Origin of the sequence: Sulfidibacter corallicola (assembly GCF_017498545.1) — a bacterium.
Lineage (GTDB): Bacteria > Acidobacteriota > Holophagae > Acanthopleuribacterales > Acanthopleuribacteraceae > Sulfidibacter > Sulfidibacter corallicola.
The window spans coordinates 889,038-914,252 of record NZ_CP071793.1 but is presented as its reverse complement, the minus strand read 5'-3'; the positions used below and the strand labels follow the sequence as shown (position 1 = coordinate 914,252).

Here is a 25,215-nt window from a genome sequence, read left to right as displayed (position 1 = left end):
ATGGGGCATGTACGCTCCATCCGGCCCAGTTTTGCGTTGTTTGGTTGTTATTTTAATTTACCGAAAGTTCAGACGTCCTTGTAATACTCCTCCAAGCCTTCCCAGAGCATGTTTTGAATAGCCTCTCTCGCCCTGCATGCCATATTGGAGACCTGCTTACCTGAAGCCTCGTCCTTTTTTTTGAAATGATCGACCGTGTTCTCGATTTCCCACGGCACCTCAAACAAACAAGCGACAACAAGTTTGCTGATCGTTTCACGCTCTCGATAATGACTCGTGAGGTCTTCAATCGCCCCGATGAACATCTGAAAACCTTTTTCGTCGACCTCTCCGATTCGGAGCTTCCAGAGGAAGCCACTTTTTTCCATGGTTTGAGCGTAAATGCGATTGATGATTGCTGGTATTGGATCATTCATTTCAATGTCTCCCTTAGAACCGTAATTGCCTCAGGAGGAATCGGTGGATTGTCCGTGCCTATGTCCCGAATCAACACCTCCTGATGGGACTTGGTCCTGGCGTAAACGCGTCCTTTACCGGTTCCATTGGATACGTCAATGACTTCACCTGTTACTTTATTCAGATCGATTTCAACGATTCCATTGCCACTATCAAAAAATTTGGCGGAATCCAGATCTTTTGTCGTTGAAATCAAGTCACTCTCCTTTTTTCCCATCACGTGACTCGAGACACTCGTGTCGGCGCCAGGGCTTCTCGCTCGTAAACCGGCAGAAGCATCCTCGCCTTCCCGCAATGCACGATATACAACATCGGCGGCCTCGTCACCGTGTTTGATGATCTGTTCACCAATTTCGATGGCTTCGTCAGCGTGTCTCAGGGCTCTGATGGTCGTGCCCGCTCCACCGGGAACGATGGGTGTGGCCGCAGCCACGGAGTCCAACAGGATCCCTCCCGCATCGAGAGCGGCGGCACCCCATTTTTTGTTGCGGACGTTGTCGATAAATGATTTCACGCCGATGCCGACGTTGGCGATGTCCCAAAGCGTCTCGACCGATTCACCATTGGGATCCACCAGGTTGACCGGATTGTTGCGGGCGTATTGGTACAGATTCTGGCTCACCGGCGTCGCACCGAGGTCGCGGGCTGGGTCCGGTCGCGTGAAAGCGGCCAGCACCGGCACGTAGGATCGCTGCTTCATGTAGACCGCACCGACCGCGAGGTCATTGGCATGGCCGGTGAAGCCCCGCTCGCCGACGCGCACATCGCGGAATGGCAGGGACTCCCCAAAGGGCGAATAGGCGAATTCAGAATGAATTCGTTGGTGGTCGATGGCGTACACGACGCTGCCAAGGTGATCGGTAAACAGCAAACGATGACCGACGCTATCGTCGTCGGCACTCTCGAACACGGTCTCACCATTAAAGGTCACGAACGTGTTCCAGTGGCCCGCGGTGATGCCGTCTTCGACGCGCTCCTCGACCGTGGTGCCTTCCAAGCGAAAGCTGTAGGCGGTGCGTTGCGGGGTGGTCACCCGGACCCGGTTACCGAAAGGATCGTACAGGGCATGCTGGACCGGTGCGCCGCTGTGGTCCAACACCAGGGTGAGGCGATCCAATGCATCGTAGATGTAGCGGTAGGTGCCGTCGTCGAGGAGATTGCCGTTGGGGCTGTAGGTGAAGTCGCTGCGGCGGTTGCCGGTGAAGGGTTCGGGATCGCCGTCGCGATGGTCGAAGCTGTGGATCCCGCCGATGGTGGACGTACGGGCCACCAGGTTGCCGAAGGCATCGTAGGCGTAGTCGACCCCTTCCTCATCCATTTCGAATCGCGTCAATTGGTTGAATGGGTCATAGAAGAAGCGATGGAACACGGCCGGCTTCTGGCCGAGGCGCACCCGAAAAACCGTCAGATTGCCGCGCAGATCGTAGGCCATCTCGTCGATGACTTGGTTGATCCCGATGTGCTCCCGATCCTGCCAGGCCCCGCCACCGCGAAGATCACGCCCCAGCGGTCGACCGAAGGCATCGAATCGGTAGAACGCATCGGCGGAACGGGTGCCGTAGGCCGCCTTGTAGCGGAAGTGCTGAAGACGGCCATCCAGACCGTAACCGTTTTCACCCAGAGACCCCGCGGTCACCATGGCCTCGGTCAAGATCGAGTTGACTCCGTTCTGCTCGAGAAAGGCCGTCAACTGGTTGCCGACCTGGTCGAAAGTCCATGATTGGGCGCGGCCGGAAGGAATGACGAGCCGTTCCAGATTTCCGAAGTCGTCGTATTCGAACGTAAATCGTCCGTGGAGCTCCGTGGTGGGGTTGTATTCGGGAAGGTCTTCACCGCGCGTGCCGCCTCCCGAAGGATCCGCTTCTCCGGGGAAATCGGCACGCAGGTAGAGACGCACGTCCTCACCTGGATCGTAAGGACACCCGTATCCGGGGTTTGCATCGCAGAAGCTACCGCGAACCTCGGCCACGACCGAACCGGTGTAAGGCGCCCCGTAATCGCAGTGGAGGCGAATGGGGAACCCAGTCCCTTGGGGAAAGCCCGACATCGTGAGAACGTTCCCCTCAATTTGAATGGACGGCGCGTAACTCAGGCTTTGGTAGTAGTCCTGGTCCCAGGAAAAGGGACCAGCCGCCAAGGTCAAGCTGAAGTCCATGTACAGATGTTCCCGGTGGCGAAGTTCGAGCGAGGTCGACAACACATGGATGCCGTTGTCAGCGGGACCGAAATCGAGAATCGCATCGTCGTACGCGAAGCGATCTTCGACAACCATCGAGACGGGCATGGTCAGGGTTGGCGTATCGAAATGTTGGTCCCGCGTCACACCGGATGCAGGATCATAGGGATCCATCCATCTTCGGGAGATCGGCTCCAAGGTCACCGTGCCGCGGGTGACACCGGAGCGAGCCCAAAGGAGCCTGAGCGGGAGCGGAAAGGGATTGGCTCGGGCCGTTCCGGATCCGCCTTCGACTCGCCAGGTGAAGGTGTTTTCGGTTTGGGTTTCGAAAAAGGAATCGAACTCTGGTGAGAAGGTGACCAAATAGTCCACATAGCCGGCATGGCGGGAAGCCAGCAGGATACCCGATTCAAGGGTTTCGAAGGTGCGTTGCCCCAACAAATGTCCCTGAAACCGGAGCTCGGAAAGAGGTCGCCCCTGGGCGTCCACGAATTCGGTGGGGGCAATCTCATTTGGATCCAGTTGCCGCACCAACAGGGATTTGAAGCGCGTGCCCACGACGATGTCGTCCTCGTCACCGGGTCCGTCGTAGCCGTCGATCACGATGAACGAGGCCACCCCGATCGATCCGAGCGATGCGGAGGGATCACCGTCGCCTTCGTAGCGTAGCCAGAACTTATGAAAGCTGCCCGGACCAATCAACAGGTCCATGAACCATCCAGGTCGATCCCCCAAGGTGTTGAAATACAGGGATTCGCGGTGCTCGGCACCAGTGGAGGTGTAGAGGCGCCAGGGATCCGCGACCTTGATCGAACCCCGCATCGAATGGGTGGACAGGGGATTGCGAACCCAAAGTTCGATGGTATCGCCCTTCATGATCGTGCCCAGGTCGAGCGGACCGGTCAGCTCGGCGCTCTCCTCGGGTCGACTCAAATAGAAGTGTTGTACCTCGCTGGCTTCACCGACCAAGGGGATGTCGAAGGTCATGGGTCCGCGCAAGTCCCGGTCGTAGTGAATGCGCAGCAGTCCCTCGCGGCGCCCCAAGCGCCCTTCCGGGAGGAAGTGCACCACCATCGAATGTCCCCAACCGCCGTAGCTGTATGGCAGTTCGGGCGCAAAAAGTCCGGTCCGGTTGTCGCGAATGCCGCCAAAACTGAAATAGCTGCTGGGCCCGGGTTGAGCCTGCCCGTCGATCACGTCGTGAACGCTCACCTGCAGATCCGAAAGGGGAATGATCGACGTTTCGGTCCCATTGTTGATGCGGCGTTCCAAGCTGGCGACTTCATTGATTTCACCCGTTCCGCCGAAGTCGAAGGGGTCGGTGCCCAGGAGCAGGGTGCCGCGCGTATTCTGTTCGTTCACACAGGCCGTGCTGTACCCCGCCAAAGGCGCGCTGCGCGGCCCCGTGGGCGCGCCGACCGCAAAGGTTTCCTCGCTGTAGCTGCCACAGAAACTGGGGTCGTCGTACGTAAAGCTGACCACCAGTTTTCCGGTTTCGTCGGTTGTGTTCGGTTGATGGGGTAGCGGCACATCGGCGAGTTCGAGAAATCCATCGCGCTTGCGACGGACGTAGACTGTCTGGTTGGGCTGTGGCGGCACCGTTTGGATTTCCAAGCGAATCGTGTCGCCAAGCTGGTAATCGGGAAAATTGCCGTCATTGCGGGTGGCGTACACCTGGAAATCGCCGGGCTCTTCTTGGCCGGGCTCGGTGCGAAGGGTGACCTGCCGCCAGTTTGTCCAATTCGCCTTGGTCCCATCCATGTAGAAACCGCGGACGCGCCAGGAATAGGTGCGCTCTTCCAGCATCATGTCCCAGGGAATGGGGAACCGAGTCTCGGTCAGCCCGGCGCGGGACAAGATCGGCACTTCGCCCTCGTAGACTTCAAGATCGTAGGTCCAGGAGGCGCCCAGCGGTGCCCATTGGAAGTGGGTTTGCGATCCTTTGACCGCGGACCCGTTGGGGCGCAGGCCGATCGGACCTTGCGGCTGCCGGGGGATCACGATATCGAGGGTCTGGGGACGATTGGCGGCGTCGTAGGAGAAGTGGTAGGTCACGCCGTCATGGGTGGTGGCCTCGGTCACAAGATCTTTTTCGGGGTGAAACCGGAAGGATTGCAGGGTTTGGATCTGTGGTGCGATTTGCTCGACGCGCACTTGACGATCGGCGTTGTCGTAGTGATACCGGGTGGTGTGTTCCGGGGTTGACCGAGTGGCCAAGCGGCCGAAATCGTCGTAGGTATAAATCACGTCGCCGTCGATTTCGGGATGGCGCTCCCAGAGCACGCGTCCCAATAGGTCACGCTTGACGGCGCGAAGGTTTTCGTCGGCGCAATAGGGCCGCGTTTCCGTAGTGACGCCATCGAAACCCTGGAGATATCGAAAACACACGAAGTCCTGGACCGAGCCCCGACTCTGCCCGGTCTTGACGAGACGTCCAAGCGGATCGGATTCGGTGTAGGTTTCCTCGAATGCACCGTCTCCTGGCGCCTTGTAAAGCCGTTTGGTGACGGTCGAATGGCCTTGCGCGGTTACGCCGTACGTGACCACCGTGTAGCTGTAGGCCGCGCCCGTTTCGTCCAACAGGAGGATTTCCCGCTCGCGACCGAACACATCCAGGGACACTAGGGTTTCTCCACCCCGAGCGTTGCGGGTTTTGATCCGCTCCCCACCCTCGTAAACGCTCTCTTCGTCCCGGGTCCACAAATCCAGATCGAAGGAGATCAGCGATTCGGTGTACAGGTCACGGCCGAATCGATCGCGCACGACGACTTCGGCGGCGCCGGCACCATCCTGGATACGTTTCGAGAACAGGTTGCCGTTGAGGATGTCCGTCGGGGTGGGATGGATGAAACGGAAAGGCTGGACGCCGTCCTGGGCGGTCCAAGCGGTGCGACCGATATCGTCGTAGCCGTAGTGGACGGAAGCGCCATGTTCGGTCATTGTGCTGGGCCGGCCCAAGGCATCGAAGGTGGTGCGGGTTTCCACGCTGGATTGGTCGGTGACGTCCGATGACGTCGTACCATCGGGATGGTTCACCGTTCCCGGCCGACCAAAGGCGTATGCACCGTATACCGTGGCTCGATGGGCCGGAATGCTGATCGTGGTCGCCATTTCCGGGTCGTAGTCGACAAGTGCATCGGCAGTCAGATAGGTCCAATCCGCGCCGTCGGTTCGGTATTCGTAGACGAAGTTGACCGAATCACTTCGATCGGCCTTGGCAAAGAGCTTTTTCCAGATTTGGAATCCCCGTGCGTCGTAACCGCGACGGATTCGCGTCATGTCGAATTGGGTGATGCTTCCTTTGTGGAAGGCCCAACGCGATGCCTCTTCGGAAACCAAACCCAAGACGAAGGTTTGTGATGCGGGGTCGAGGCGATGGGGGTCCTGACCGATGTCGCGGGGAACCGTTTCGAATCGCCCCTCATAGGACCGCTCCACCAGCTGAACTTTTTGGAGAGGGTTCATTTGGGGATCGTGAACCACACGCCATTGCCGAATCGGGCGATAGAGGGTGGCGGTAGGTTTTAAATAGCCATCGGCCGCGAACAATTCATCCTGGGATTGGAAATCTTGAGTCACGACGTGGAAGTAACCGCTCTCGTCACGGGATGCGTAGCCATGGAGCACGGGATCGATCGTGATCCGCCCGGTTTCCTTGTGCCCGCCGATCGTGTATCGATGGATGTCCTTGGTGGGGTCGATTTCGCGATAAGCCCATTCCTGCCAACGTTCCGAGGCTTCACGTCCGCCGGAGCCGTCGAGAACGCGTCGATCATGGACGCTGCGTTGCGCCAGCAGCTTGCCGATGAGACGGGACTGCGTTTCCAGGGCCGGTGCCGCGTCGCCCGGCATGGCGAAATAGAGTTCGTTGAGGGCGAGAAGTTCCCGATTCCCCTGATTGCGGGAGGTGACCGATACCTTCAGGAAATCGCTGCGTGACTCGATCGGTTCATCCTCGGTGAAGGCGAGGTATATCTTGCCGTCGTGGGGACCCTGATCCAAAAACGGGGTATAGGCCAGGTCCATGTGAATGTCGGCGTAGTCGATCGCATTGACTCGAAGTTGGTTGTTCATCCGAACCTGCGGTTCCCAGCAGTGTTCTCCCCTACAGTCGAAAGTAGTGCGTCGAAAGCAAGACCAGGGGATGCCCAGTTGTTCACCGTCGGCGAACGACAAACGCACGGCCGCATCGGTACTGCCCTCACGAGTCTGGGCGCGCTCGGGCACGATGGTGGTCAGCAGTTGCACGCCGAACCGGTGTTCGGGTTGAGGGAACACGGCCGGCTCGCCGGTGTCGCACTCGGTCAGATTCGAGATCTGGTATGTGTGATACCCGAGAGTCGTTTTGAAACCCGATTGGCCATATGGGTCGGCGCTGGTGTTCCAGGGCCGTTTCACCTCTTCCAAGACGTAAAACCGCTCCTGGGCGAGATCCCCATGGGTCATCGAAGGCTCGTCCAGATCGACACCGATGTAACTGAACGTCGCCAGGACCTTGTCGACGCCCTCCCCCTTGTAACGAATCTCGGAGACCAACGAATCCAGCGGTCGATTCTGTCCCCCGAAATCACGCCAACCGAGTTCGAAATAGTACGTGCGTTCGTGATCGTAAATGCGATAGGGGCGCCAGTCGTTCAACTCGTAGTAATCGTGCCCACCGGGCTGACCTGCACAGAACGAACGCTGATTCGTCGATCCACCCAGGTAACTGATATGGCGTTTGCGTCCGCTGGCCTCGATCATTTCGATCGGCAACCACATTTCCGGTCGCACCGGATTGAACACAGAATAGCGAGAGCCAAGATCCCGATACCAATCGTCCATGCGCGCATCCGCCAGTTTGGCGTAGACGGTTTTGCTGCCATCGGGCCGCAGCATGACAAAGAATCCATCGCGGCAGCCGGCCTCGTCGCTTCCACATGGACCGACCGGGCAGGTTTCGCGAACGAGACGACGTAAGCCGGCATCGACGAAGTAGTGATCTTTGACCCCGAGCCCGTCGCTCCAACCTTCGTCGCCCTCGTGGTCGACGAAGTAGCGATCCTTGCCGAATGGCGTAACCAGCCCGTTGGCCACTTCCGCCACCGATTCCAGTCCGTAGCTCGTGGAACCATGGTAGTAGTGGGGCATGACCAGCAAATAGCCGTAACCGAGATGCCAATCCTTGCCCAAGATGCCCTGATGGGCCAGAGCGTTGGCCCAATGGCCCTCCGCCTGCCACCGCTTGAGACGGTTGGGAGCTTTGTAGCTCGGCGTCAGCGACAGTTCGCCGGCCGCGATCGGGTCCAGTCGTGCCGTGATCAGGCCCGTGTAGTAATTGATGTCGAAGAAAGGAATATCGACACCGGCGCCGACTGATTGACTGTCGGTTTGCAAACTTTCGACGGCGACGTCACCGTAATCGGTGCCCGGCTCACCCCAGAGCGGAGCGAGCGAGCCAAGGGTGAAAATCAGAAAGATGAAGCACGAATTTTTCAAAAAAACCTCCAAAGAATTGCCTTCACCGGGACAATCGTTCGAGGTCGAAAAAAACCGCCATGCATTTCCCATTTTTCTCGAATCACGAACACCTTTCCTACTAACCGCTTGACTCCATTAGCGGTTACTCCCATTCAATCTTCACGTTGCAAACCAGCGAGAAGCCTCGAGGCGACGTTGTCGTCCGATCGCCTGGCTTCTCATCACGGTCTCGGGATTCCCGACCGAAGCTTCATCACCCCGCTCCTCCGGAGTTCGAATCCGGGCACACCGTGCAACCAGAGTTGCATCGGCGTTGGGATCCTACCGGGACGCCGGACTGCCTTCGCCGACATGGGTGACCCGTTCAGGGTCTCCGCTCACGACCCGCCAATGGCGCGCGGTTCCATGATCAGGGGTCCGAACAGGATGCAAGCCCTCTCCTCGGAATGGGCCGCCACCCAAAAATCACCGGGCTGGGCTCCCTGATTCGGATCGGAGACCAGACCCTGCTCAGCCCTTCGGGATGGGCCCTTGGCATCCCTCACCCCGGCTGGATCTGGAACCGCTCGACCACCAGGTCGCTGAACGCCCGCACCCGCGCCGGTAAATAGCGTCGCCCCGGCTTCACCAGGTAGATGCTTCCCGGCTGGTACAGGTACGCCTCCAAAATCGAGATCAGCTCGCCGGCCTCGATCTCCTGGCCGCAATCGATCGCCGGTAACACCGAAATGCCCAAACCCGACAACACCGATTGACGCGCAATGCGGTAATTGTTCACCCGCAGTCGCGGCTCGATCGGCACCCAGGCCGGGGCGCCGCCCATGAGAAACGGCCATTTCGGTCGGGCCGAACCCTCCACCACCGCAATGCAGGTGTGATCGACGAGGTCGCGCGGCCGATCCGGGCGGCCGAAACGGGCCACGTAACTCGGAGCCGCACAAAAACGAATCTCGGCCGGTCCCAGCCGGGTCGCGATCAGTTCGGGGTCCTGCGTCTCGCCCACCCGCAGGGCGATGTCGAAGCCTTCGGCGACCAGATCCACCTTGCGTGGCGTGATCGACAACTCCATGCGCACCTTCGGGTAACGATGGGCGAACTCGGTCAGAATCGGCGGCAGCAGGGTCTCGCCCAGGAACTGGTCGCAGGTCAACCGCAGGCACCCCACCACCTCGGCCCGGTTCAGGCTCACCTCGCGATGGGCCTCTTCGGCCAACAACACCAACTCGGCGCACTTCCGGGCATAACCCGCGCCTACCTCGGTCAACCGCACACGCCGCGTCGATCGATGAAGCAGTTGCAGGCCCAACGCCTTTTCCAATGCGGCGATACGCCGGCTCAAGGTCTGCTTCGGCATGCCCAATCGATCCGCGGCGCGGGTAAAACTGAGATCTTCGGCCACGACCGCGAACAACCGCATGTCGTCCAGTGAAATCATTGTCTCGTTCATTAGACAATCTGTCCCAATTTCGCTAAATTGTCTCACCAACCAGATAATACTACACTGATCGTCAAGCAGGTGACACACCCCTCGACCGGAAACAGCCACCCGAATCGGCCTCGATCCCAACGGCGATGTTCCGAGCCCGGTCGACTGGCCGTCGCGTACCGGCGCGCTTGCAGGTCACCCGTTCGAAACCGAGAAACGCGGCAGCGACTGGAGGAAGCATGACAGCGAAAAACGTGGGCATCATCGTGGCGGCGGCGCTGGCGATGTACGTATGGGGCATGATCTACTGGGGGCTCAGTCCCCTGCCCTACCTGACCTGGCACCAAACCCGAGACGACGTCGCCGCCGGCCAGGCCCTGCGCGAGCATTTCCCGGAGCAGGGCACCTATTACCTTCCCGGCGAACACCACGGCCCCGAGGCCAAAGCCGAACTCTACGACAAGGGACCGATCGCCTTCGTGCACGTCACGGCCCCCGACGGCCGGCCGGTTCACGAGCCGTGGGTGCTCGTCAAAGGTCTGGTGCTGTGCCTGTCGGTCGCCTTCCTGCTGGCGATGGTATTTCGTATCGGGGACATCCAGGCGGTTGGCGCCAGGTTGCGTGTGGGCCTGCTAGCCGGTGCGGCCGCGACGATCATGATCGACGGCGGCGACATGGTCTGGTGGTATCTGCCCTGGGATTGGAAAATGGCGCAGGCCGTCTACAACCTTTCGGCCTGGTTCCTGACGAGCCTGGTCCTCGCCTACGGATTCAAGGCACCGCAAACCTGATGATCACGGGTAGAATCGCCGACGCCGGCTATTCGATCCAGGGCTCCAGGCCCGCGGGTGCGTTGTTCGCGGCCAATCCTGGAGCGATGGCCGACACCCGAATACCTCAATCGACACCAGAGCCCTGTTCCTGGGATCTTTGTTCGCGGCCAATCCTGGAGGGATGGCCGACATCCGAACACCTCAATCGACACCAGAGTCCTGGTCCTGGGATCTTTGTTCGCGGCCAATCCTGTAGGGATGGCCAACACCATGTTTGGACCACCATACATAAAAACGCGCGCCACCGGCGCGCCACCAGCAGGCGTCCTGAAGGGACGACACAATACAGCGAAGGGTGAGGTGCCGGAACGGCGCCGTAACCCTGGTTCCTTGGGGTTCCCGCATCAAGCCCTGGAGGGGCTGGTCCGCGAAGGTTCGCCGGCATTGACGTGAACCTCGGTGAGTGCTTCGTAGTCCCGCCCCTTCAGGGCTGGAGTTCGGGAACTCCAAAAAACCAGGGTTGCGTCGGCGTTGCCTCCTTAACCCTTCGCTGAAATGTGTGACCCTTACAGGGTCCCTGCTGGTGGCGCGCCAAGGCGCGCGTTTTAAATTAGTTGTGGTCCAAAGTGACGTCCGCTCGCACCTTCAGCGCGAGCCGGGGCAGGCCCATCCAAACCTGGCGGTATGTTGGGATGCGCATCATCCGCGGCTAACCGAATGCCTGGTTGGTCGTCGTTTGCGGCCAATCCTGTAGGGATGGCCAACACCATGTTTGGACCACCATACATAAAAACGCGCGCCACCGGCGCGCCACCAGCAGGCGTCCTGAAGGGACGACACAATACAGCGAAGGGTGAGGTGCCGGAACGGCGCCGTAACCCTGGTTCCTTGGGGTTCCCGCATCAAGCCCTGGAGGGGCGGGTCCGCGAAGGTTTGCCGGCATTGACGTGAACCTCGGTGAGTGCTTCGTAGTCCCGCCCCTTCAGGGCTGGAGTTCGGGAACTCCAAAAAACCAGGGTTGCGTCGGCGCTGCCTCCTTAACCCTTCGCTGAAATGTGTGACCCTTACAGGGTCCCTGCTGGTGGCGCGCCGTTGGCGCGCGTTTTAAATTAGTTGTGGTCCAAGCATTCGGTTGGCCATCCCTCCAGGATTGGCCCGGGACACCCCCATCCAAACCTGGGTTTGATGCGAAGGGCCCATCCCTCCAGGATTGGCCGCGAACGGTGACCATCCGAGCATTTGGTCAATCACGGACGAGGACCATCCAGGCATCCGATCGATCGTTGGCACCGCCCCGCAACCTATCGCAAGGCTGGGATGGGCTTGCTCCCGGGTCGCACCTTCAGCTCTACCCAAACCCGTATGGTGGCGCGTACGGGCGTGAAAGAAAAACCTGACACGCACGCCGAAACCTCGTTCGAAGCTCCAACGCGCCCACCTTCGCATCCAACGCTAACAACCTGCAAACCAATGACTTCTCGAACACAACCGTCCGGTTCGATTCCTGGCACCTCGATTGCCCTTGTGCTGACCGGAATCAGGAGAACGCGGCCTGCCGTGGCCCTTGCCTCACCGCGATGATTCCACACTCAGTTTCGAAGGAGTCGAGGTTTTGACTTACCCCATGCATTCCAACCGCACCCTCCCCATCTATTCCGATCGATCGCAGCCACTCTACCGCCGACTCGCGGTGCTGCTCGTCGCCCTGACGGTTCTGACGCTCGGCAGATTCGAGCTCCACGCGGCCGAATCCCTGTACCTCCCCCACTTCACGTTCCGCCAAGGGCTCTGGGAAACGCAACTCAGCCTCAACAACACCCAATACAAACCCCAGCGCGTTTCCGTTCGGGCCTACGACAACGACGGCAACCTGAACGCCGAATCGATCTGGACCCTGCACCCCGGCGAAGGGATCTGGGGCTCCATCGCCGACCTGATGCCCGAACTGACCGCCGAAACCGGCTGGCTCGAGCTGAGCTCCGATGGCACCGGCCTCGAAGGGTTGATGAAGTTCACCCGGCTCGGCGGCCTGCTCGGCTCCTCCAGCCTGCCGCTGACCGATACGACCTCCCAAGCCTTGCTCCTGCCGCTGTTGGAACACTCGACCTTCTGGGAGAGCGGCCTGGCCGTGGTCAATACGGCAGACGAGCAGGCCGTACTCGACCTGGAACTGATTTCCCGCGACGGCCGCGTCCTCGACCGTCGCCAACGCAGCCTGGCCGCCAAGGCCAAACTGGTGTCGATGCTCGACGACATCTTCACCGAGCAATCCCTCCCCGATTCGGTTCAGGTGCGCATCACCTCCGATAAGACCATCACCGGTTTCGCGCTGACGTTCGGGCCCGACATCACGCAAATCGTGTCGGTGCCGGCCTCCGTCATCGCCGGAGCCCCGGAAGAAACGGTCACGCTCGACGAGATCAAGGGCCTGTGGCGCCGCATCGGCTACGGCCAATACCTTCAAGTCGACGAGGAGCGGGTGTCCCTGTTCGAAGCCAATCCCGGCGCGTGCCTGTTCGACAGCGACGAGTTCCCCGTCGCAGCTTTGTCGGAGTTGATCACGGTCAAGCGCCGGCACGACGGAACCCTGGCGATCCACACCGACCAGGACACCATTCCCATGCTCTTCGAACCGACCGCCGAGTTGCCCGCCACCTGTGCCTACGCGGAAACGCCCGACAGCGATCCCGTGCTGAATTTCGAGACGGCCTGGCGCATCTTCAAGGACCACTACGCCTATTTCGCCCTGGACGGCGTGGACTGGGACGCCGTCTACCAGGAGTTGAGACCGCGTGCGGAAGCGGTCCAGAACGATGAAGAGCTGTTCGCCCTGCTTTCGGACCTGATCAGACCGCTGGACAACGGGCACGTGGGGCTCCATTACTCGAACCGGGCGTTCTTCCCCGCCACGTTCAAGGGTTCCATGCAGCGGCTCTTCGAACAATTCCAGGCCCAATCGGAGATCGCGGACTTCGACACCTATCAGTTCCAGTTCCGCAACCAACACTTGCAAGCCCTTCAGGAAACCTACCTGACGACCCCCCTCAAACAGGGCGGCAACAACCGCATTCTTTGGGCGCGCATCGGTGAAAACGTGGGCTACCTGAATTTCCTCGCTTTCAGCGGTTTCGGCCCCGAGGAAGACGAGCCCGGCTACGAACAACTGGTCGCGACCCTGGAAGAGGTCCTGAACGATTTCGAGGGCGTCGACAAGATCGTGCTCGACGTGCGCTTCAATCCGGGCGGCACGGACACGGTCTCGAGCCTGGTCGCCAGCTATTTCGCCCGTACCGAAACCGTGGCGTTCAGCGAGCGACCGGTCACCGACACCGGTCTGGGACCGTTCCAGTCGGTGTGGATCACCCCACGCGAGGGCCGTCGTTTCGAGGGCGACGTGGCGTTGCTCACCGCACCCTTTACCGGCAGCGCCGCCGAAGTGTTCTCCCTCTACATGCGCACGCAGCCGCACGTGACCCTGATCGGCGAACCCACTTTCGGCGCTTTCTCCGACTCGCTGGATAAAAGGCTGCCCAACGGGTGGGTCGTCACGCTGTCGAACGAGGAGTACGTCGCGATCGAGGGCGTCAACTACGAAGGGCAGGGCGTGCCCGTGGAGGTTCCGGTAGAGAACTTCACCGCGGCCGACCAGCAGAACGGCACCGATGCCGCCCTCGCCGAAGCCCTCGCCCGCTAGAACTCACCACGCCGTGCCCACCGGCCGGCGTGTTTTGCAGCGGGTCATTCGGTCTCGCGGTCTCGCCGCTCCAGCACGCCGGTAATCGTCTTGAAGGCCTGCATCATGCGCGGCAGGCCCAGGGTCGGCAACGCCAGAACCGCGGTCTGCTCTATCTTCTCGGGGGCCACGCCGGACTTGATGGCCTTGCGCGTCTGCGAGGCCATCGCCCCGTCCATCCCGGCGCCGATGCTGATGCCCAGCTTGACCAGGGCGATCTCGTCCGCGGACAGGGCGTCCAGTCCCTTGACCGACTCGTTCAGGCGATCGTAGGCGCCGATGATGTCGGGGTAGCGGTCACTGAACTTCTGGTAGGTCTTGGGAATGCGATCCATGGCAACTCCTTGGCTGGCGTGACCCGACCGGTCACGCCTGTGTGAAATGGAAAAACGAGGCGACAGGCTTCACCATATCGCATTTCGGAACGGTTGGAAACCAAGGGGTTGGCCCGGATCGGCAACCCAACCGCGCGATCGAGGAACGAAGGCCCATCCAGCCGGACCCTTTGGTTGGCCGCAGTGATTTCGTTTGCGGATGGGCACGAACTCGTGGCCATCCGCAAACAGGGATTCTTCGAACGTACGACCGGGTTTCCAGTGCCGACCGTTCTCCACCGCCAGCCATCGGGTTTCAGCTACCTTCTTAGAAACGAGGGGGTCGCTGACACCTGGCAGCGTGTCCATCCAGCCGAACCGGCTAGACGGTTTCGACCGAGCCATGCCTGGATGGGCACCGCCTAGGCGTCCTCCCCGCCCTTGCGGGCACTCACGTGAACCATGCGACCCGTTTCGATCTCGATCGCCACCTTGGTCAGGGCCGACAAGAAAAAGAACCCCATCGCCCAGATGCCGCCGGTGATCCAGATCTCGACCCAGGTGGGACTGTAATCCACCACGTCGCCCAACGGACCGGGAATGAAGCCCGGCACGACCATGCCCATCCCCTTCTCGATCCAGATCGCCAGGAAGAGCAGGGCACAGGAGGCCAGCAGAATCGGTCGCCGTCGCCGCAGCGGATGCAGGCTGAGCACCACCGTCGCCACCACGTTGAGCACGATCGCGGTGCGAATCCATGGCACCAGCGCGTCGTGACCGTCCAGTCCGAAGAACAGGTACATGGCGCTCTCGGCGTGCTCGGTGGGATGGTAGAACTCGACGAACAGCTCGGAACCCAGCATGACCAGGTTGATTTGGGCCGCGACCGTGGTGATCATCGCCAACTTGTCGAAAATGACCGAGCGAATGGTGTAGGCCGTCTGGGTGTGGATCACGCCCAGGACGAGGATGATGAAGCCCGGACCGGCGGCGAAGGCCGAGGCCAGGAAGCGCGGCCCCAGCAGGGCGTTGTGCCAGAAGGGACGGGCCGGCAGACCGGCGTACAGAAAGGCGGTCACGAGGTGGATACCGACCGCCCAGAAGACGGACAACACCACGAACGGCAGGTATTTGCGCTTATCGGGCTTTTCGCCCTTGTAGTGGCTGTAGAGGATGTAGAAGGGAATCAGGAGGTTGAGGGCCAGGTAGCCGTTGAGGACCAGGACGTCCCAGGTCAGCAGCGACTGGGGCCAGTTGAAGTAGCCCAGCTTGGGGATCAGGTGCCAGGCGCGATGGGGACCGCCGAGGTCCACCGTCACGAATGCGAGGCACATGACCAGGGCCGAGACCGCGACCCCCTCGCCGATCAGGACGGCACGCCCGAAATCGACGTCGTCCAGAATGTAGGTGGGCAACACCAACATCACCGCCGCGGCCGCCAACCCCACCAGAAAGGTGAAGTTGGAGATGTACATGCCCCAGCTCACGTGATCGGTCATTCCGGTGACCACCAGCCCTTCGCGTAACTGCACCCAGTAGGCGTAACTGCCCAGGATCATCAGGAAGGTGAGGCAGCCCATCCAGAGGTGGTAGCGCAAACTGCCGCTGGTGGCCGTGACGAACGCATCCTTGAAAAAATGAATCGGATTCGGCTTGGACATGGTGGCTCCTCAATCGGTGAAGTACCAAAACTTGGGTTCGGTGCCCAGTTCCTCTTTGAGGCGGAACACCTTCTTGTTGGCCAGCACGTAGCGAATCTCGCTGTCGGGATCGAGCAGGTTCCCGAACACGCGCGCCCCGGTGGGGCAAGCCTCCACACAGGCGGGCAACTTGCCCTTGCGGGTCCGCTGCACGCAGAAGGTGCATTTCTCCATGACCCCCTTCTTGCGCGGCCGGTTGCCGAGGTAATGCTGCTCCTGGTTGACTTCGTCGGCCGGGATCTGGGGGGTGCTCCAATTGAAGCGACGGCCGAAGTAGGGACAGGCCGCTTCGCAGTAGCGACAGCCGATGCACCAGTCGTAATCGACGACCACGATGCCGTCGTCTTCCTTCCAGGTGGCGCCCACCGGACAAACCTTGACACAGGGCGGGTTTTCGCAGTGAAAGCACTGGGTGCCCAGGTAGTAGTGTCCCTCCGCCGGCACCTCGTGGTAGAAGTCGCCGTTGGCGGAGGCCAGCCCGTCCTGGCCGTTCTCGATCTCGAAGATGCGGATGTACTGCATGTTGGAACCGCGATCCAGGTTGTTTTCCTCGATGCAGGCCTTGACGCAGTCCATGTAACCCTGGCATTTGGAGATGTTGAAGGCGTAGCCGAAGAGCACGCCCTTCTGCGGCGGCGTGGTCTGGATGTGCGGATCGGCGTTCTGTTCCAGTTTGCTCAGGCGTTCGAGGCGGGTGACCGTGGCGGCCCGCTCCTCGTCCGTCATCAGCCGGTAGTTTTTCTTGAAGTACTCTTCCCAGTTGAGTTGGGCCTTTTCCGAACCGCCACCGAGCGGCGAGCAGGCCGTCTGCACCACGGCGGCGCCGGCGGCCGCGCCGGTGACCATGGCCTTGAGCGCCTGACGGCGGTCGAGGCGCTTGTTCATCACGGCATCGGCACCTTCGGCGAAGCGGGTGTCCGCACCGCCGTCGTCGCGCCGCAAGCGGCGCCGGTCGGCGGGCTTCAGCCACTGACGCACCTTTTCGGCGATCTTCTCGCGATTACTCATGGCTCGACTCCTTGTCGTGCCCGTCCCCGTCCATCAGCCGCGTTTCCGTGGGAGACGGATTGTGGACCGGCCACCGTTTGGGGAAGGCGGGACGGTGAGGATCGTGACAGCCGGTGCAGTTGCGCACGATGCGATCTCCGGCCCAGGCCGCCACGCGCTTGCCGTGGGAACCACCGTCCCAATCGCGCAACTGCTCGAAGTGGCACTGGCCGCAGAGCCGGTAACTGTGGTCGAAGGGAACCTCGCCCCCCTTCAGGTAGGCCAGCGATTCCATGTGCTTGTCGGGGTCGTGGCAGGTCGTACAGGTCATGGTGTCGCTACCTGCGTGTTGGAGCTCGATGTCCCAGTGGGCCTTCGGCTCGTTTTCGAGCGGGATCGCATCGCTGTGGCATTGGGCGCAGGGCGCGTGCATCAGTTGATCGGCGCGGGTCTCGACAAAGTAGTCCTCGGGCGAGACGGACCCCGGCAGGCTGACCGGAACGCGCGTCACATCGGCGATCAGGTGCGCCGCTTCGGGCTCCTCGGCGTGTCCCTCGTTGGCGGCGATGGTGTCCTTGACGCGACTGGGGTGCGGCGGGTCCAGGTCGACACAGCCGGTCGACACCGTCAGCAGCAGCAGGGAAATCGCCCACAGCGAGGTCGCTCGGCGCCGGCGATGGTGGGGAATCGACGGGACGAAGAATTCATGTGGCATGAGGTGTTCCTATCGTTCGGTCCGCGACATCAGCGGGTGAAGGGCGTCTCGGTTGTGGCGGGCACGTGACATTGACGACAGTAGAGCCGCTCCGGATGGCTGGTTCGAATCTCGGCCGGGGCGGAGGGCCCCGCGTGACAGGCACTGCAGTTCTCGCGCATCTGGAGTTGGTGCGGGATCGGCGGCGGACCGCCGGGCAGGGCGGCACGGCCCAACGACGGCGGGTCCTGGGCCTGCCAGTTGGTTTCGGCGAAGAGCGGCCGATCGGTTTGGGGCACGTGGCACTGACGACAGTTTTGGTACTCCGCGTGCGGGGTCACGGGTGCGTAGGTTCCGAACACCGGCGCGAAGCCCCCTTTGGCGTGACAGGCCTGACAGGCGTTGAAATCGGTCTGCATGTCGGAACTGACCTCGTGGGGGATGGAGGGCGGCGCGCCCGGGTAGGCCCGCCGGTCGTAGTAATCCGCCAGGGTTCGCGTACCCCGTTGGGTCAGGTCCACGAACCGGGCGCGCTGATCGCGCCCCTCGAAGACGCCGGCCTCGCTGAGGATCGGTTGCTCGGTCTTGGCCGGGTCGGCCTGGGACTGCCATTGCGTCTCGGCGAACTCCTGACCCTCGCTGAACGATTTGCCGATGATCACGACCGCGGCAACCATGAGGATCACCAACATCGCGATCAACCCATACTTCATCTGGGGTTTTTCTGGATGGTTCATACCCGCTCCAATTTAACCGCGCATTTCTTGTAATCCGGCTGTTTCGAGATCGGGCAGTAGGCGTCCAGCGTGACCTCGTTGATCAACAGGCTTTCGTCGAAAAACGGCACGAACACGTGGCCTCGAACCGGCCGGCCGCGCTGATCGATGGCCACGACGAGTTCCAGTTGACCGCGGCGACTGACGATGCGCACCTTGTCGCCGTTGCGAACTCCCAATCGGGCCGCGTCGTCGGGATGCAGCTCGGCGTAGGCGGCCGGCATGGCCCGATGCAGGACCGGGACGCGACGCGTCATACTGCCGGTGTGCCAGTGCTCCAGGACGCGACCGGTGCAGAGCCAGAAGGGATACTCGCGATCCGGGATTTCGGGCGCGGCTTCGTAGGGACGCAACCAGATCCAGGCACGGTGGTCGGGCTTGCCGTAGAAGTCGAAGCTGTCGCCGGAAGCGGCCGGATCGGTCTTGGCGTGATAGCGCCACTTGGTTTCCTTGCCCTCGTGGAAGGGCCACAGCACACCGGATCGTTTCTTGAGCAGTTCGTAGGGTGCCATGCCGTGTTTGGGGCCGGCGTGGAAGCGGGTGTACTCTTCCCAGATTTCCCGGATGTGGGTTTCCTCGTTCTGGGGGAACTTGTCGGCGTAGCCCAAGCGGCGCGCCACCTCGATGAGTTGCAGGGTGTCGCTCATCGCTTCACCCGGCGGATCCACCAATTGATTGAAATGCTGGGTACGGCGCTCCGAGTTGCCGTACATGCCTTCCCGTTCGATCCACATGGCCGAGGGCAGGATCACGTCGGCGATGTCGGTGGTGGGTGTCGGGTATACGTCGGACACCACGATGAAGCGCCCCTCTTTCTTGGCTCCCTCGCGATACCGACGCAGCTTGGGCATGGTGACCATCGGGTTGGTGACCTGGATCCACATGAAGCGAATGTCGCCTCGGTCGAGGGCGCGGAACATCGCGACCGTGTGATTCGAAGGTTTGGGGGAGATATTCTCCACCGGAACGTTCCAAATCTCCGCCGCCTTCTTGCGGTGCTTCTCGTTCATGACCACGCCGTGCGGCAATTTGTGGGTGAGAGTCCCCACTTCGCGGACTGTTCCGCAGGCACTCGGCTGGCCGGTGAGCGAGAAGGGACCGTTGCCGGGCTGGCTGATCTTGCCGACCAAGAGGTGGATGTTGTAGACCAGGTTGTTGATCCAGGTACCGCGAGTGTGCTGGTTCATGCCCATACACCAGAAGGACACGACCTTGCGATTGGGGTCGGCGTAGAGCGAAGCCAGGTAGCGCAGATCCGCCACAGACACACCGCTGACCGCAGACGTTTTCTCGGGCGTGTAATCCTCGAGAAAGGCGCGGTAGTCGTCCCAATTGGCCGGCGTCGCCTGGTCCTTGAACGCGAACTTTTCCTCGAGGCCGTAACCGATGTCGGTCTTGCCCTTTTTGAACGCCACGTGTTTCTTGACGAAATCGCGATTGACGCGGCCTTGCTTGACGATTTCGTAGGCGATGCAGTTGGCCATCGCCAAATCGGTCTGCGGCTCGAAAAGAATCGCCTTGTCCGCGGCGTAACTGGTTCGCGTCGTTCGTGTTCCCAGGTCGATAATCAACGTTTTGGGATTCCGCTGGCGGCGTTCCAACAGGCGCGAGAACAGGACCGGGTGCATCTCGGCCATGTTGTTGCCCCAGAGCACGAAGACGTCGGCGTGGTCGATATCTTCGTAGCAGCCCATCGGCTCGTCGAGACCGAAGGTGGTGAGGAAACCCGTCACGGCACTCGCCATACAGAGGCGGGCGTTGGCCTCTACGTTGTTGGTCCCGATGCAACCCTTGAACAGCTTGCTGGCGACGTAGCCGTCGGGGATGGTCCATTGACCGGAACCATACATGGCGACGCTGTCCTTGCCGTGCTCGGCGATGGTGGATTTCATGCGCTCGGCGATCGCGTCCAGGGCCTCGGTGAGGGGCACGTCCACCAGCTTTCCGTTTTTGCGCATCTGGGCCGAGGTCAGGCGATCCTTGCCGTACAGGGCCTGAACCGAGTGGTAGCCCTTGACGCAGCAAAGGCCTTTGTTGACCGGGGAAGCCGGATCGCCCTTGACCGCGACGGCGCGTCCGCCGGCGACGCCCACCAACAGGCCGCAACCCACCCCGCAAAAGCGACAGGGCGTTTTATGCCAAGCCAGTTCCGCGGCTTCGGCAGATGCCAGGGCCGGGGCGAACATCACCCCGGGAACCAGTAATTTCGCTGCGGCAACGGCCGAACCGACCGCTACCTGCTTGATAAATAAACGTCTTGAGACCATATCCCCGCTCTCCTTTCAAACTTCCATCGAAGTGGGTTCGGCATGACCGAAAACCATTGCCAGACACTGAATGTCCTCGATTCCCGCGAGCTCCGTTTCCAAGGATTGTTCTTGCTCGGAAGTGGCGCTGTCGGTCACGACCACGGCCAGCTCGCGGTTTTCGGAGGGGTAAAGTTCGAGCCCGTCACACTGTTCGAGCGCGGAAAGCATGTGGGGGTAACGGCCCGGTTTTGGAAACGCAAGGTAACTCTTGATGGGCATGTTCAGCCTCTCCGATAAGGTGTTTTTTGTAGGACTGTTTCGCTGATTCTGGGGCCCTACGGTTTCAGTTTTCGTGCCAATTTTCAGTTTTCAAAAAATTACTCGAAGCGACCATTGACTATGGTGCGCTCATTTCCTCTCGACCTGTATGATCCCCGTCATACGCTCCGCCTCCCCACCCCTGCAGGCCCCGATCTCACCACGCGTATGACCCAAATCATAATGGGCCCCGGGCGTTCCGCGGTTTGATGGCCCCAACCTACGAACCGTCCATGGAGGAGACCCATGCCCATCACTTCGCAACGCCCCGACATCACCGCCCAATCCCGTCTCGGCGACTGTGTGGCGCACTACCCCGCTCTGGCCAACTGGTGCCTGCAGAATCACCTGGATTTCTGTTGCGGCGGCGGTCGCACCCTCGAAGCCGTGGCGGCCGATCGGGAGATGACCCCCCAATCGCTGGTGGAGGCGATGACGGCGGCAGTGGAAACCACCGAGAGCCGCCAAGGCGAAACCCTACCTCGATTCGGCGATGACCAGGCGATGGAACTGATCGAATTCATCCTCACCCGCTTTCACGAGGTGCACCGCAACCAGCTCGACGGCCTGGGCACCCTCTCCGAGAAAGTCGCCAGGGTTCACGGCGAAGGCCACCCCGAAGTCCTGCGGATCCGTCAGATCGTGATCGAGATGACCGACGAGCTGACGAGCCACATGGCCAAGGAGGAAATGGTCCTGTTCCCGCTGATGCATCGCATGATGGGCGAGGTACCCGGAAGCCGCGGACCCGGCATGTTGGGCATGGATCCGCGCATGCCGATGCAGTGTATGCGCCGCGAACACGACGAGGCCGGCGACATGATCGCCGAAGCCCGCAAGATCACGAACCAGTTCCAGCCCCCCGCGGACGCCTGCACCAGTTTCCGTGCACTCTACGCCTTGCTGGAGGAGCTCGAGCGCGACCTCATGCTCCATATCCACCTGGAAAACAACGTGTTGTTTCCCATTTTCGAGAAATTGGCCGACGCCGCTAGCTAGTTTTGGCGCATCGGCACGGCCCAGCCTCGGCAACCGGCACGACCGGTCCGAGCGTGTGTCGGCCGCGGTCTCGCAACCGCCGCGGCCGACCGGGCCCCCTCGCCGGGGGCGAGTCACGGAGGTGGACCATGAGGTGGATGATTGCGATGGCCGCGACGATGGCCTTTTTCGCATGGGCGGCCGAACCCGGATCGGAGCGGGCGGTCGTCGATGCATCGTCGGAGCCGGCGCGCCAAGGCCCCGCGGTCGAGGAGCACCTGGTGGTGACCGCCCAGTTCTCACCGGAAAGCGCCAAGGATTCGGTCTACGAGGTCAAGGTTCTGGACGAAGCGCACATACGTCGGACGGCCTCGCTGACGCTGCGCGAATTGTTGATTCAGCAACCGACGCTGCGCTTGCAGCAGCACACGGTGTTCGGCACCGGGCTCTCGCTCAACGGGATCTCCGGCGAGAACGTGAAAATCCTGCGGGACGGGGTGCCCGTGATCGGCCGGCTCAACGGCACCTTGGATCTGGAGCAGATCGATTTGAACGGCGTGCGTCAGGTGGAGATGATCGAAGGTCCGGTTTCGGTCTACTACGGGACCGACGCCCTGGCCGGCGTCATCAACCTGATCAGCGCGGAACCCCGCGGCCAGACCCCGCAAGTGGCGCTGAGCGGCCAGTTCCGCGACACCGGTGAACAGGTGCAACGGGTCGAGGCCGGCGTCGGCAAGGGTGACTGGCACATCGCCATTCACGGCGGCGGCCACCAATTCGACGGATCCGGCCAGATCGACGAAAGCCGGCGCCAGGTATGGGCCGAACGCGATCAAGAACACGCCGGAGCCCGCGTCACCCGCTATCTGGGCGCGTTGCGCCTGCGATACGCGGCAGATTTTTTTGACGAGACCCTGACCGACCAGGGCGAGTTCAGCGACGGAATCGCGCGTGACGCGGCCTATCGCACGACACGCCGCGACCACAGCATCGGGTTGCGCGGCGACCTGGGGCGGTACATCTACCTGGACGCGTTGGTCGCCTACAACGACTACGAACGCAACAAAACCACGACCGAGGTCTCGCAGGAAACCGGGGAACGCAGCGCCTACACGGGCCGTGGCGCCTTCGATCGCAACGCCTTCGAGCAACGACTGGTGCGCGTCATGGCCACCGGTCGATCCTGGTCGCCCAAGATGCAGGTCCAGTTGGGCGCGGAATTCGAGCGCGAATCGGGCGAAGGCGGTCGCATTCTGGACGGCGCCCAATCCACCGAGACCCGCGCGCTTTTCGCGGGATTGCGCTGGCAGCCCGCACCCGCCTGGCAAATCCAACCGGCGGTGCGCCTCATCGATCACGAAACCTACGACGCGCCCAGCACTCCGGCGCTCCATGTCCTCTATTCGCCCGACGACCGTTGGCAGGGCCGCTTCGCCTATGCCCGCGGCTTCCGGGGCCCATCGCTCAAGGAGCTGTTCCTCGACTTCAGCATGCCGGCCGGTCCCGTCCGCTACCACATTCACGGTAACCAGGACCTGGAGGCCGAACGCGGTCACCACCTGCGGCTGCAAATGGCGCGATCCGGGTCGACTGCCGGTTACGAATGGCGCCTCACCGGCAATGCCTTCTTCAACGATATCGACGACCGCATCACGCTCAGCACGCTGACACCGGACCCCGATCAGCCCGGCACCTTGACGCGCCACTACATCAATCTGATGCGCTACAAGAGCCGTGGCGCCGAATTGGCCACGGAACTGACCGGAAGCGGTTGGCGCGGCAAGCTCTCGCTCACCCGCGAGGAAACCCGCGATCAACTGGCCGAGGACCAGCAACTCACCCCCTTCAGCGGGAGCTGGCAGGTGGGATTCGAGTGCCACCGCGACCTGGTGCCCGATCGGTTGTCCCTGGCCCTGTTCCACCAATACCAGGGCCGTCACGAGGGTTACCTCACCGATCGCGAGACCGGGCAACCCAGCAAAATCGAACTGGACGACTTCCACATGCTCCACACGGGCCTGACCTGGGATACCGGCCTGCGGGACCTGCGCCTCCAACTGGGCGTGCGCAACCTGCTGGACGTCACCGATCAGGAAACCATCGAGGCCGCCAGCGGCCAGGCCCACGCCGAGCACCGGATCGACTGGGGCCGCACCTACTACGCAGGGGTTCAGTGGCGTTCGGGTTGGGGGGCTTCGCGCTAATTTGAGTCGCGGACCCATCCGCAATTCTGAGTATTATTCCCCAGAAAACCGAACATTCCCTCCTCAATTCAACCGCGACATGCACGAAAGCCCTTGGGCCGCGAGGATTCGGGCCCGACCCGGACTTGGCGCCAGTCTTGATAAGATAGACGGAAACAACCCAAGCTGAAGCATCGTCTATTGGGAGTTCCGTCATGAAAGAAATCACGCCCGGCCCCTGTTTCATCGAAACCCTTTCCGAGTTGCCGCTTTTCCAGAACTTGGAAAAGGAACAGGCCGCGGCGTTGCTTCGTTGCGCGCGCATCGGCGCCTTCGACCCGGGCGAGTACCTTTTCCGGGAGGGCGATCCCGCCAGTGGTTTTTTCATCATCAAGGCCGGCCGGGTCAAGGTGCGCCGCATCAGTCCCAGCGGCCGCGAGGTCGTCCTGCACCTGGCACATCCCCCGGAAATGATCGGGTGCAAGGCGCTGACATTGCCGGGAAGTTGTTACCCCGCCGACGGCGTGGCGCTCGAGACCGTGATCGCGCTGGGCTTTACCCGCAAACAGTTCCTCCGGGAGATGCAGGGTTCGGCCGACGTGTTCTTCAGCCTTCTGGTCGACCTGAACCGGCGCCTTTCGGAGATCTACAGCCTGCAGTCCTCGTTGCAGGAGCCGGTCAACCGGCGGGTCGCCACGTTGCTGCTGCGTCAGGCCCTTCCACAGGACGTGGCCTTGGAAGATTGGCAAAAACACCCGGTCAAGGAGGTCCACATCACCAAGAGCCTGATCGCGGCCATCGTGGGCACCACGACCGAAACGGCGATCCGCATTTTGAGCAAGTGGAAAAAGGCCGGATGGATCAGTTCCAAGCGCGGCGCGATCAGTCTGGTGGACGTGGGCGCCATTTTTCAAATCACCCAGGCCGAGCACCAACCGATTCGCTTCCCAATGGAAGTGTGAAGGCCCACGGGTTTGCAGAACCAGGCGGTT

The 25,215-nt window shown here is 61.4% G+C and carries 15 protein-coding genes; 5 read left to right on the top strand and 10 right to left on the bottom strand.

Annotated features, from left to right (window positions below; all coding sequences use genetic code 11):
- Positions 1-68: 68 nt before the first annotated feature.
- From J3U87_RS02625 to J3U87_RS02615, 3 genes are all read right to left on the bottom strand, one after another.
- A complete protein-coding gene (locus tag J3U87_RS02625) occupies positions 69-416 on the bottom strand; it encodes a hypothetical protein (protein WP_237381471.1) in 348 nt (115 codons plus the stop codon).
- A complete protein-coding gene (locus J3U87_RS02620; protein WP_237381470.1) occupies positions 413-8,110 on the bottom strand; it encodes an RHS repeat domain-containing protein in 7,698 nt (2,565 codons plus the stop codon). Before J3U87_RS02620 ends, J3U87_RS02625 begins: the two co-directional genes overlap by 4 nt.
- A gap of 523 nt (positions 8,111-8,633) precedes the next feature.
- Positions 8,634-9,539, bottom strand: coding sequence for a LysR family transcriptional regulator (locus J3U87_RS02615; RefSeq protein WP_237381469.1), 906 nt, complete (start codon positions 9,537-9,539; stop codon positions 8,634-8,636).
- Between the two features lie 218 nt (positions 9,540-9,757).
- Here J3U87_RS02615 and J3U87_RS02610 point away from each other — a divergent pair, with 218 nt between their 5' ends.
- Both J3U87_RS02610 and J3U87_RS02605 read left to right on the top strand, forming a co-directional pair.
- Positions 9,758-10,309: a hypothetical protein gene (locus tag J3U87_RS02610; RefSeq protein ID WP_237381468.1), complete on the top strand. Its 552-nt coding sequence runs from the start codon at positions 9,758-9,760 to the stop codon at positions 10,307-10,309.
- A gap of 1,594 nt (positions 10,310-11,903) precedes the next feature.
- Complete coding sequence (locus J3U87_RS02605; protein WP_237381467.1) at positions 11,904-13,985, top strand: S41 family peptidase; 2,082 nt, start codon at positions 11,904-11,906, stop codon at positions 13,983-13,985.
- A 44-nt stretch (positions 13,986-14,029) separates the two neighbouring features.
- Here the strand turns inward: J3U87_RS02605 and J3U87_RS02600 are convergent, their stop codons facing one another.
- From J3U87_RS02600 to J3U87_RS02570, 7 genes are all read right to left on the bottom strand, one after another.
- Positions 14,030-14,359: a carboxymuconolactone decarboxylase family protein gene (locus tag J3U87_RS02600; protein WP_237381466.1), complete on the bottom strand. Its 330-nt coding sequence runs from the start codon at positions 14,357-14,359 to the stop codon at positions 14,030-14,032.
- Between the two features lie 401 nt (positions 14,360-14,760).
- A complete protein-coding gene (gene dsrP, locus J3U87_RS02595; protein ID WP_237381465.1) occupies positions 14,761-15,999 on the bottom strand; it encodes a sulfate reduction electron transfer complex DsrMKJOP subunit DsrP in 1,239 nt (412 codons plus the stop codon).
- Between the two features lie 9 nt (positions 16,000-16,008).
- Positions 16,009-17,046 (bottom strand): 4Fe-4S dicluster domain-containing protein, encoded by a 1,038-nt coding sequence (locus tag J3U87_RS02590; RefSeq protein WP_237381464.1) that lies wholly within the window; start codon positions 17,044-17,046, stop codon positions 16,009-16,011.
- Positions 17,039-17,740, bottom strand: a complete 702-nt coding sequence (locus tag J3U87_RS02585) for a cytochrome c3 family protein (protein WP_237381463.1) — start codon at positions 17,738-17,740, stop codon at positions 17,039-17,041. The genes J3U87_RS02590 and J3U87_RS02585 overlap by 8 nt, the downstream gene beginning before the upstream one ends.
- Positions 17,741-17,769: 29 nt before the next feature.
- Positions 17,770-18,456, bottom strand: a complete 687-nt coding sequence (locus J3U87_RS02580; protein WP_237381462.1) for a nitrate reductase cytochrome c-type subunit — start codon at positions 18,454-18,456, stop codon at positions 17,770-17,772.
- Complete coding sequence (locus J3U87_RS02575) at positions 18,453-20,762, bottom strand: molybdopterin-dependent oxidoreductase (protein WP_237381461.1); 2,310 nt, start codon at positions 20,760-20,762, stop codon at positions 18,453-18,455. The genes J3U87_RS02580 and J3U87_RS02575 overlap by 4 nt, the downstream gene beginning before the upstream one ends.
- A 15-nt stretch (positions 20,763-20,777) precedes the next feature.
- Positions 20,778-21,023 carry a hypothetical protein gene (locus tag J3U87_RS02570; protein WP_237381460.1) on the bottom strand — a complete coding sequence of 82 codons (246 nt, stop codon included), beginning with the start codon at positions 21,021-21,023 and terminating at the stop codon, positions 20,778-20,780.
- 285 nt (positions 21,024-21,308) lie between these two features.
- Here J3U87_RS02570 and J3U87_RS02565 point away from each other — a divergent pair, with 285 nt between their 5' ends.
- The 3 genes from J3U87_RS02565 (at position 21,309) to J3U87_RS02555 (ending at position 25,185) form a co-directional block, all read left to right on the top strand.
- On the top strand, positions 21,309-22,061 hold the full coding sequence (locus J3U87_RS02565) for a DUF542 domain-containing protein (protein WP_237381459.1): 753 nt from the start codon (positions 21,309-21,311) through the stop codon (positions 22,059-22,061).
- Between the two features lie 128 nt (positions 22,062-22,189).
- Complete coding sequence (locus J3U87_RS02560; RefSeq protein ID WP_237381458.1) at positions 22,190-24,244, top strand: TonB-dependent receptor plug domain-containing protein; 2,055 nt, start codon at positions 22,190-22,192, stop codon at positions 24,242-24,244.
- A 194-nt stretch (positions 24,245-24,438) separates the two neighbouring features.
- Positions 24,439-25,185: a Crp/Fnr family transcriptional regulator gene (locus J3U87_RS02555; RefSeq protein WP_237381457.1), complete on the top strand. Its 747-nt coding sequence runs from the start codon at positions 24,439-24,441 to the stop codon at positions 25,183-25,185.
- The last annotated feature ends 30 nt before the right edge of the window (positions 25,186-25,215 follow it).

Coding starts and splice junctions, on each gene's coding strand:
- J3U87_RS02625 (WP_237381471.1), bottom strand. CDS start 416: ATGAATGATCCAATACCAGCAATCATCAATCGCATTTACGCTCAAACC.
- J3U87_RS02615 (WP_237381469.1), bottom strand. CDS start 9,539: ATGAACGAGACAATGATTTCACTGGACGACATGCGGTTGTTCGCGGTC.
- J3U87_RS02610 (WP_237381468.1), top strand. CDS start 9,758: ATGACAGCGAAAAACGTGGGCATCATCGTGGCGGCGGCGCTGGCGATG.
- J3U87_RS02600 (WP_237381466.1), bottom strand. CDS start 14,359: ATGGATCGCATTCCCAAGACCTACCAGAAGTTCAGTGACCGCTACCCC.
- dsrP (WP_237381465.1), bottom strand. CDS start 15,999: ATGTCCAAGCCGAATCCGATTCATTTTTTCAAGGATGCGTTCGTCACG.
- J3U87_RS02590 (WP_237381464.1), bottom strand. CDS start 17,046: ATGAGTAATCGCGAGAAGATCGCCGAAAAGGTGCGTCAGTGGCTGAAG.
- J3U87_RS02585 (WP_237381463.1), bottom strand. CDS start 17,740: ATGCCACATGAATTCTTCGTCCCGTCGATTCCCCACCATCGCCGGCGC.
- J3U87_RS02580 (WP_237381462.1), bottom strand. CDS start 18,456: ATGAACCATCCAGAAAAACCCCAGATGAAGTATGGGTTGATCGCGATG.
- J3U87_RS02575 (WP_237381461.1), bottom strand. CDS start 20,762: ATGGTCTCAAGACGTTTATTTATCAAGCAGGTAGCGGTCGGTTCGGCC.
- J3U87_RS02570 (WP_237381460.1), bottom strand. CDS start 21,023: ATGCCCATCAAGAGTTACCTTGCGTTTCCAAAACCGGGCCGTTACCCC.
- J3U87_RS02565 (WP_237381459.1), top strand. CDS start 21,309: ATGCCCATCACTTCGCAACGCCCCGACATCACCGCCCAATCCCGTCTC.
- J3U87_RS02560 (WP_237381458.1), top strand. CDS start 22,190: ATGAGGTGGATGATTGCGATGGCCGCGACGATGGCCTTTTTCGCATGG.
- J3U87_RS02555 (WP_237381457.1), top strand. CDS start 24,439: ATGAAAGAAATCACGCCCGGCCCCTGTTTCATCGAAACCCTTTCCGAG.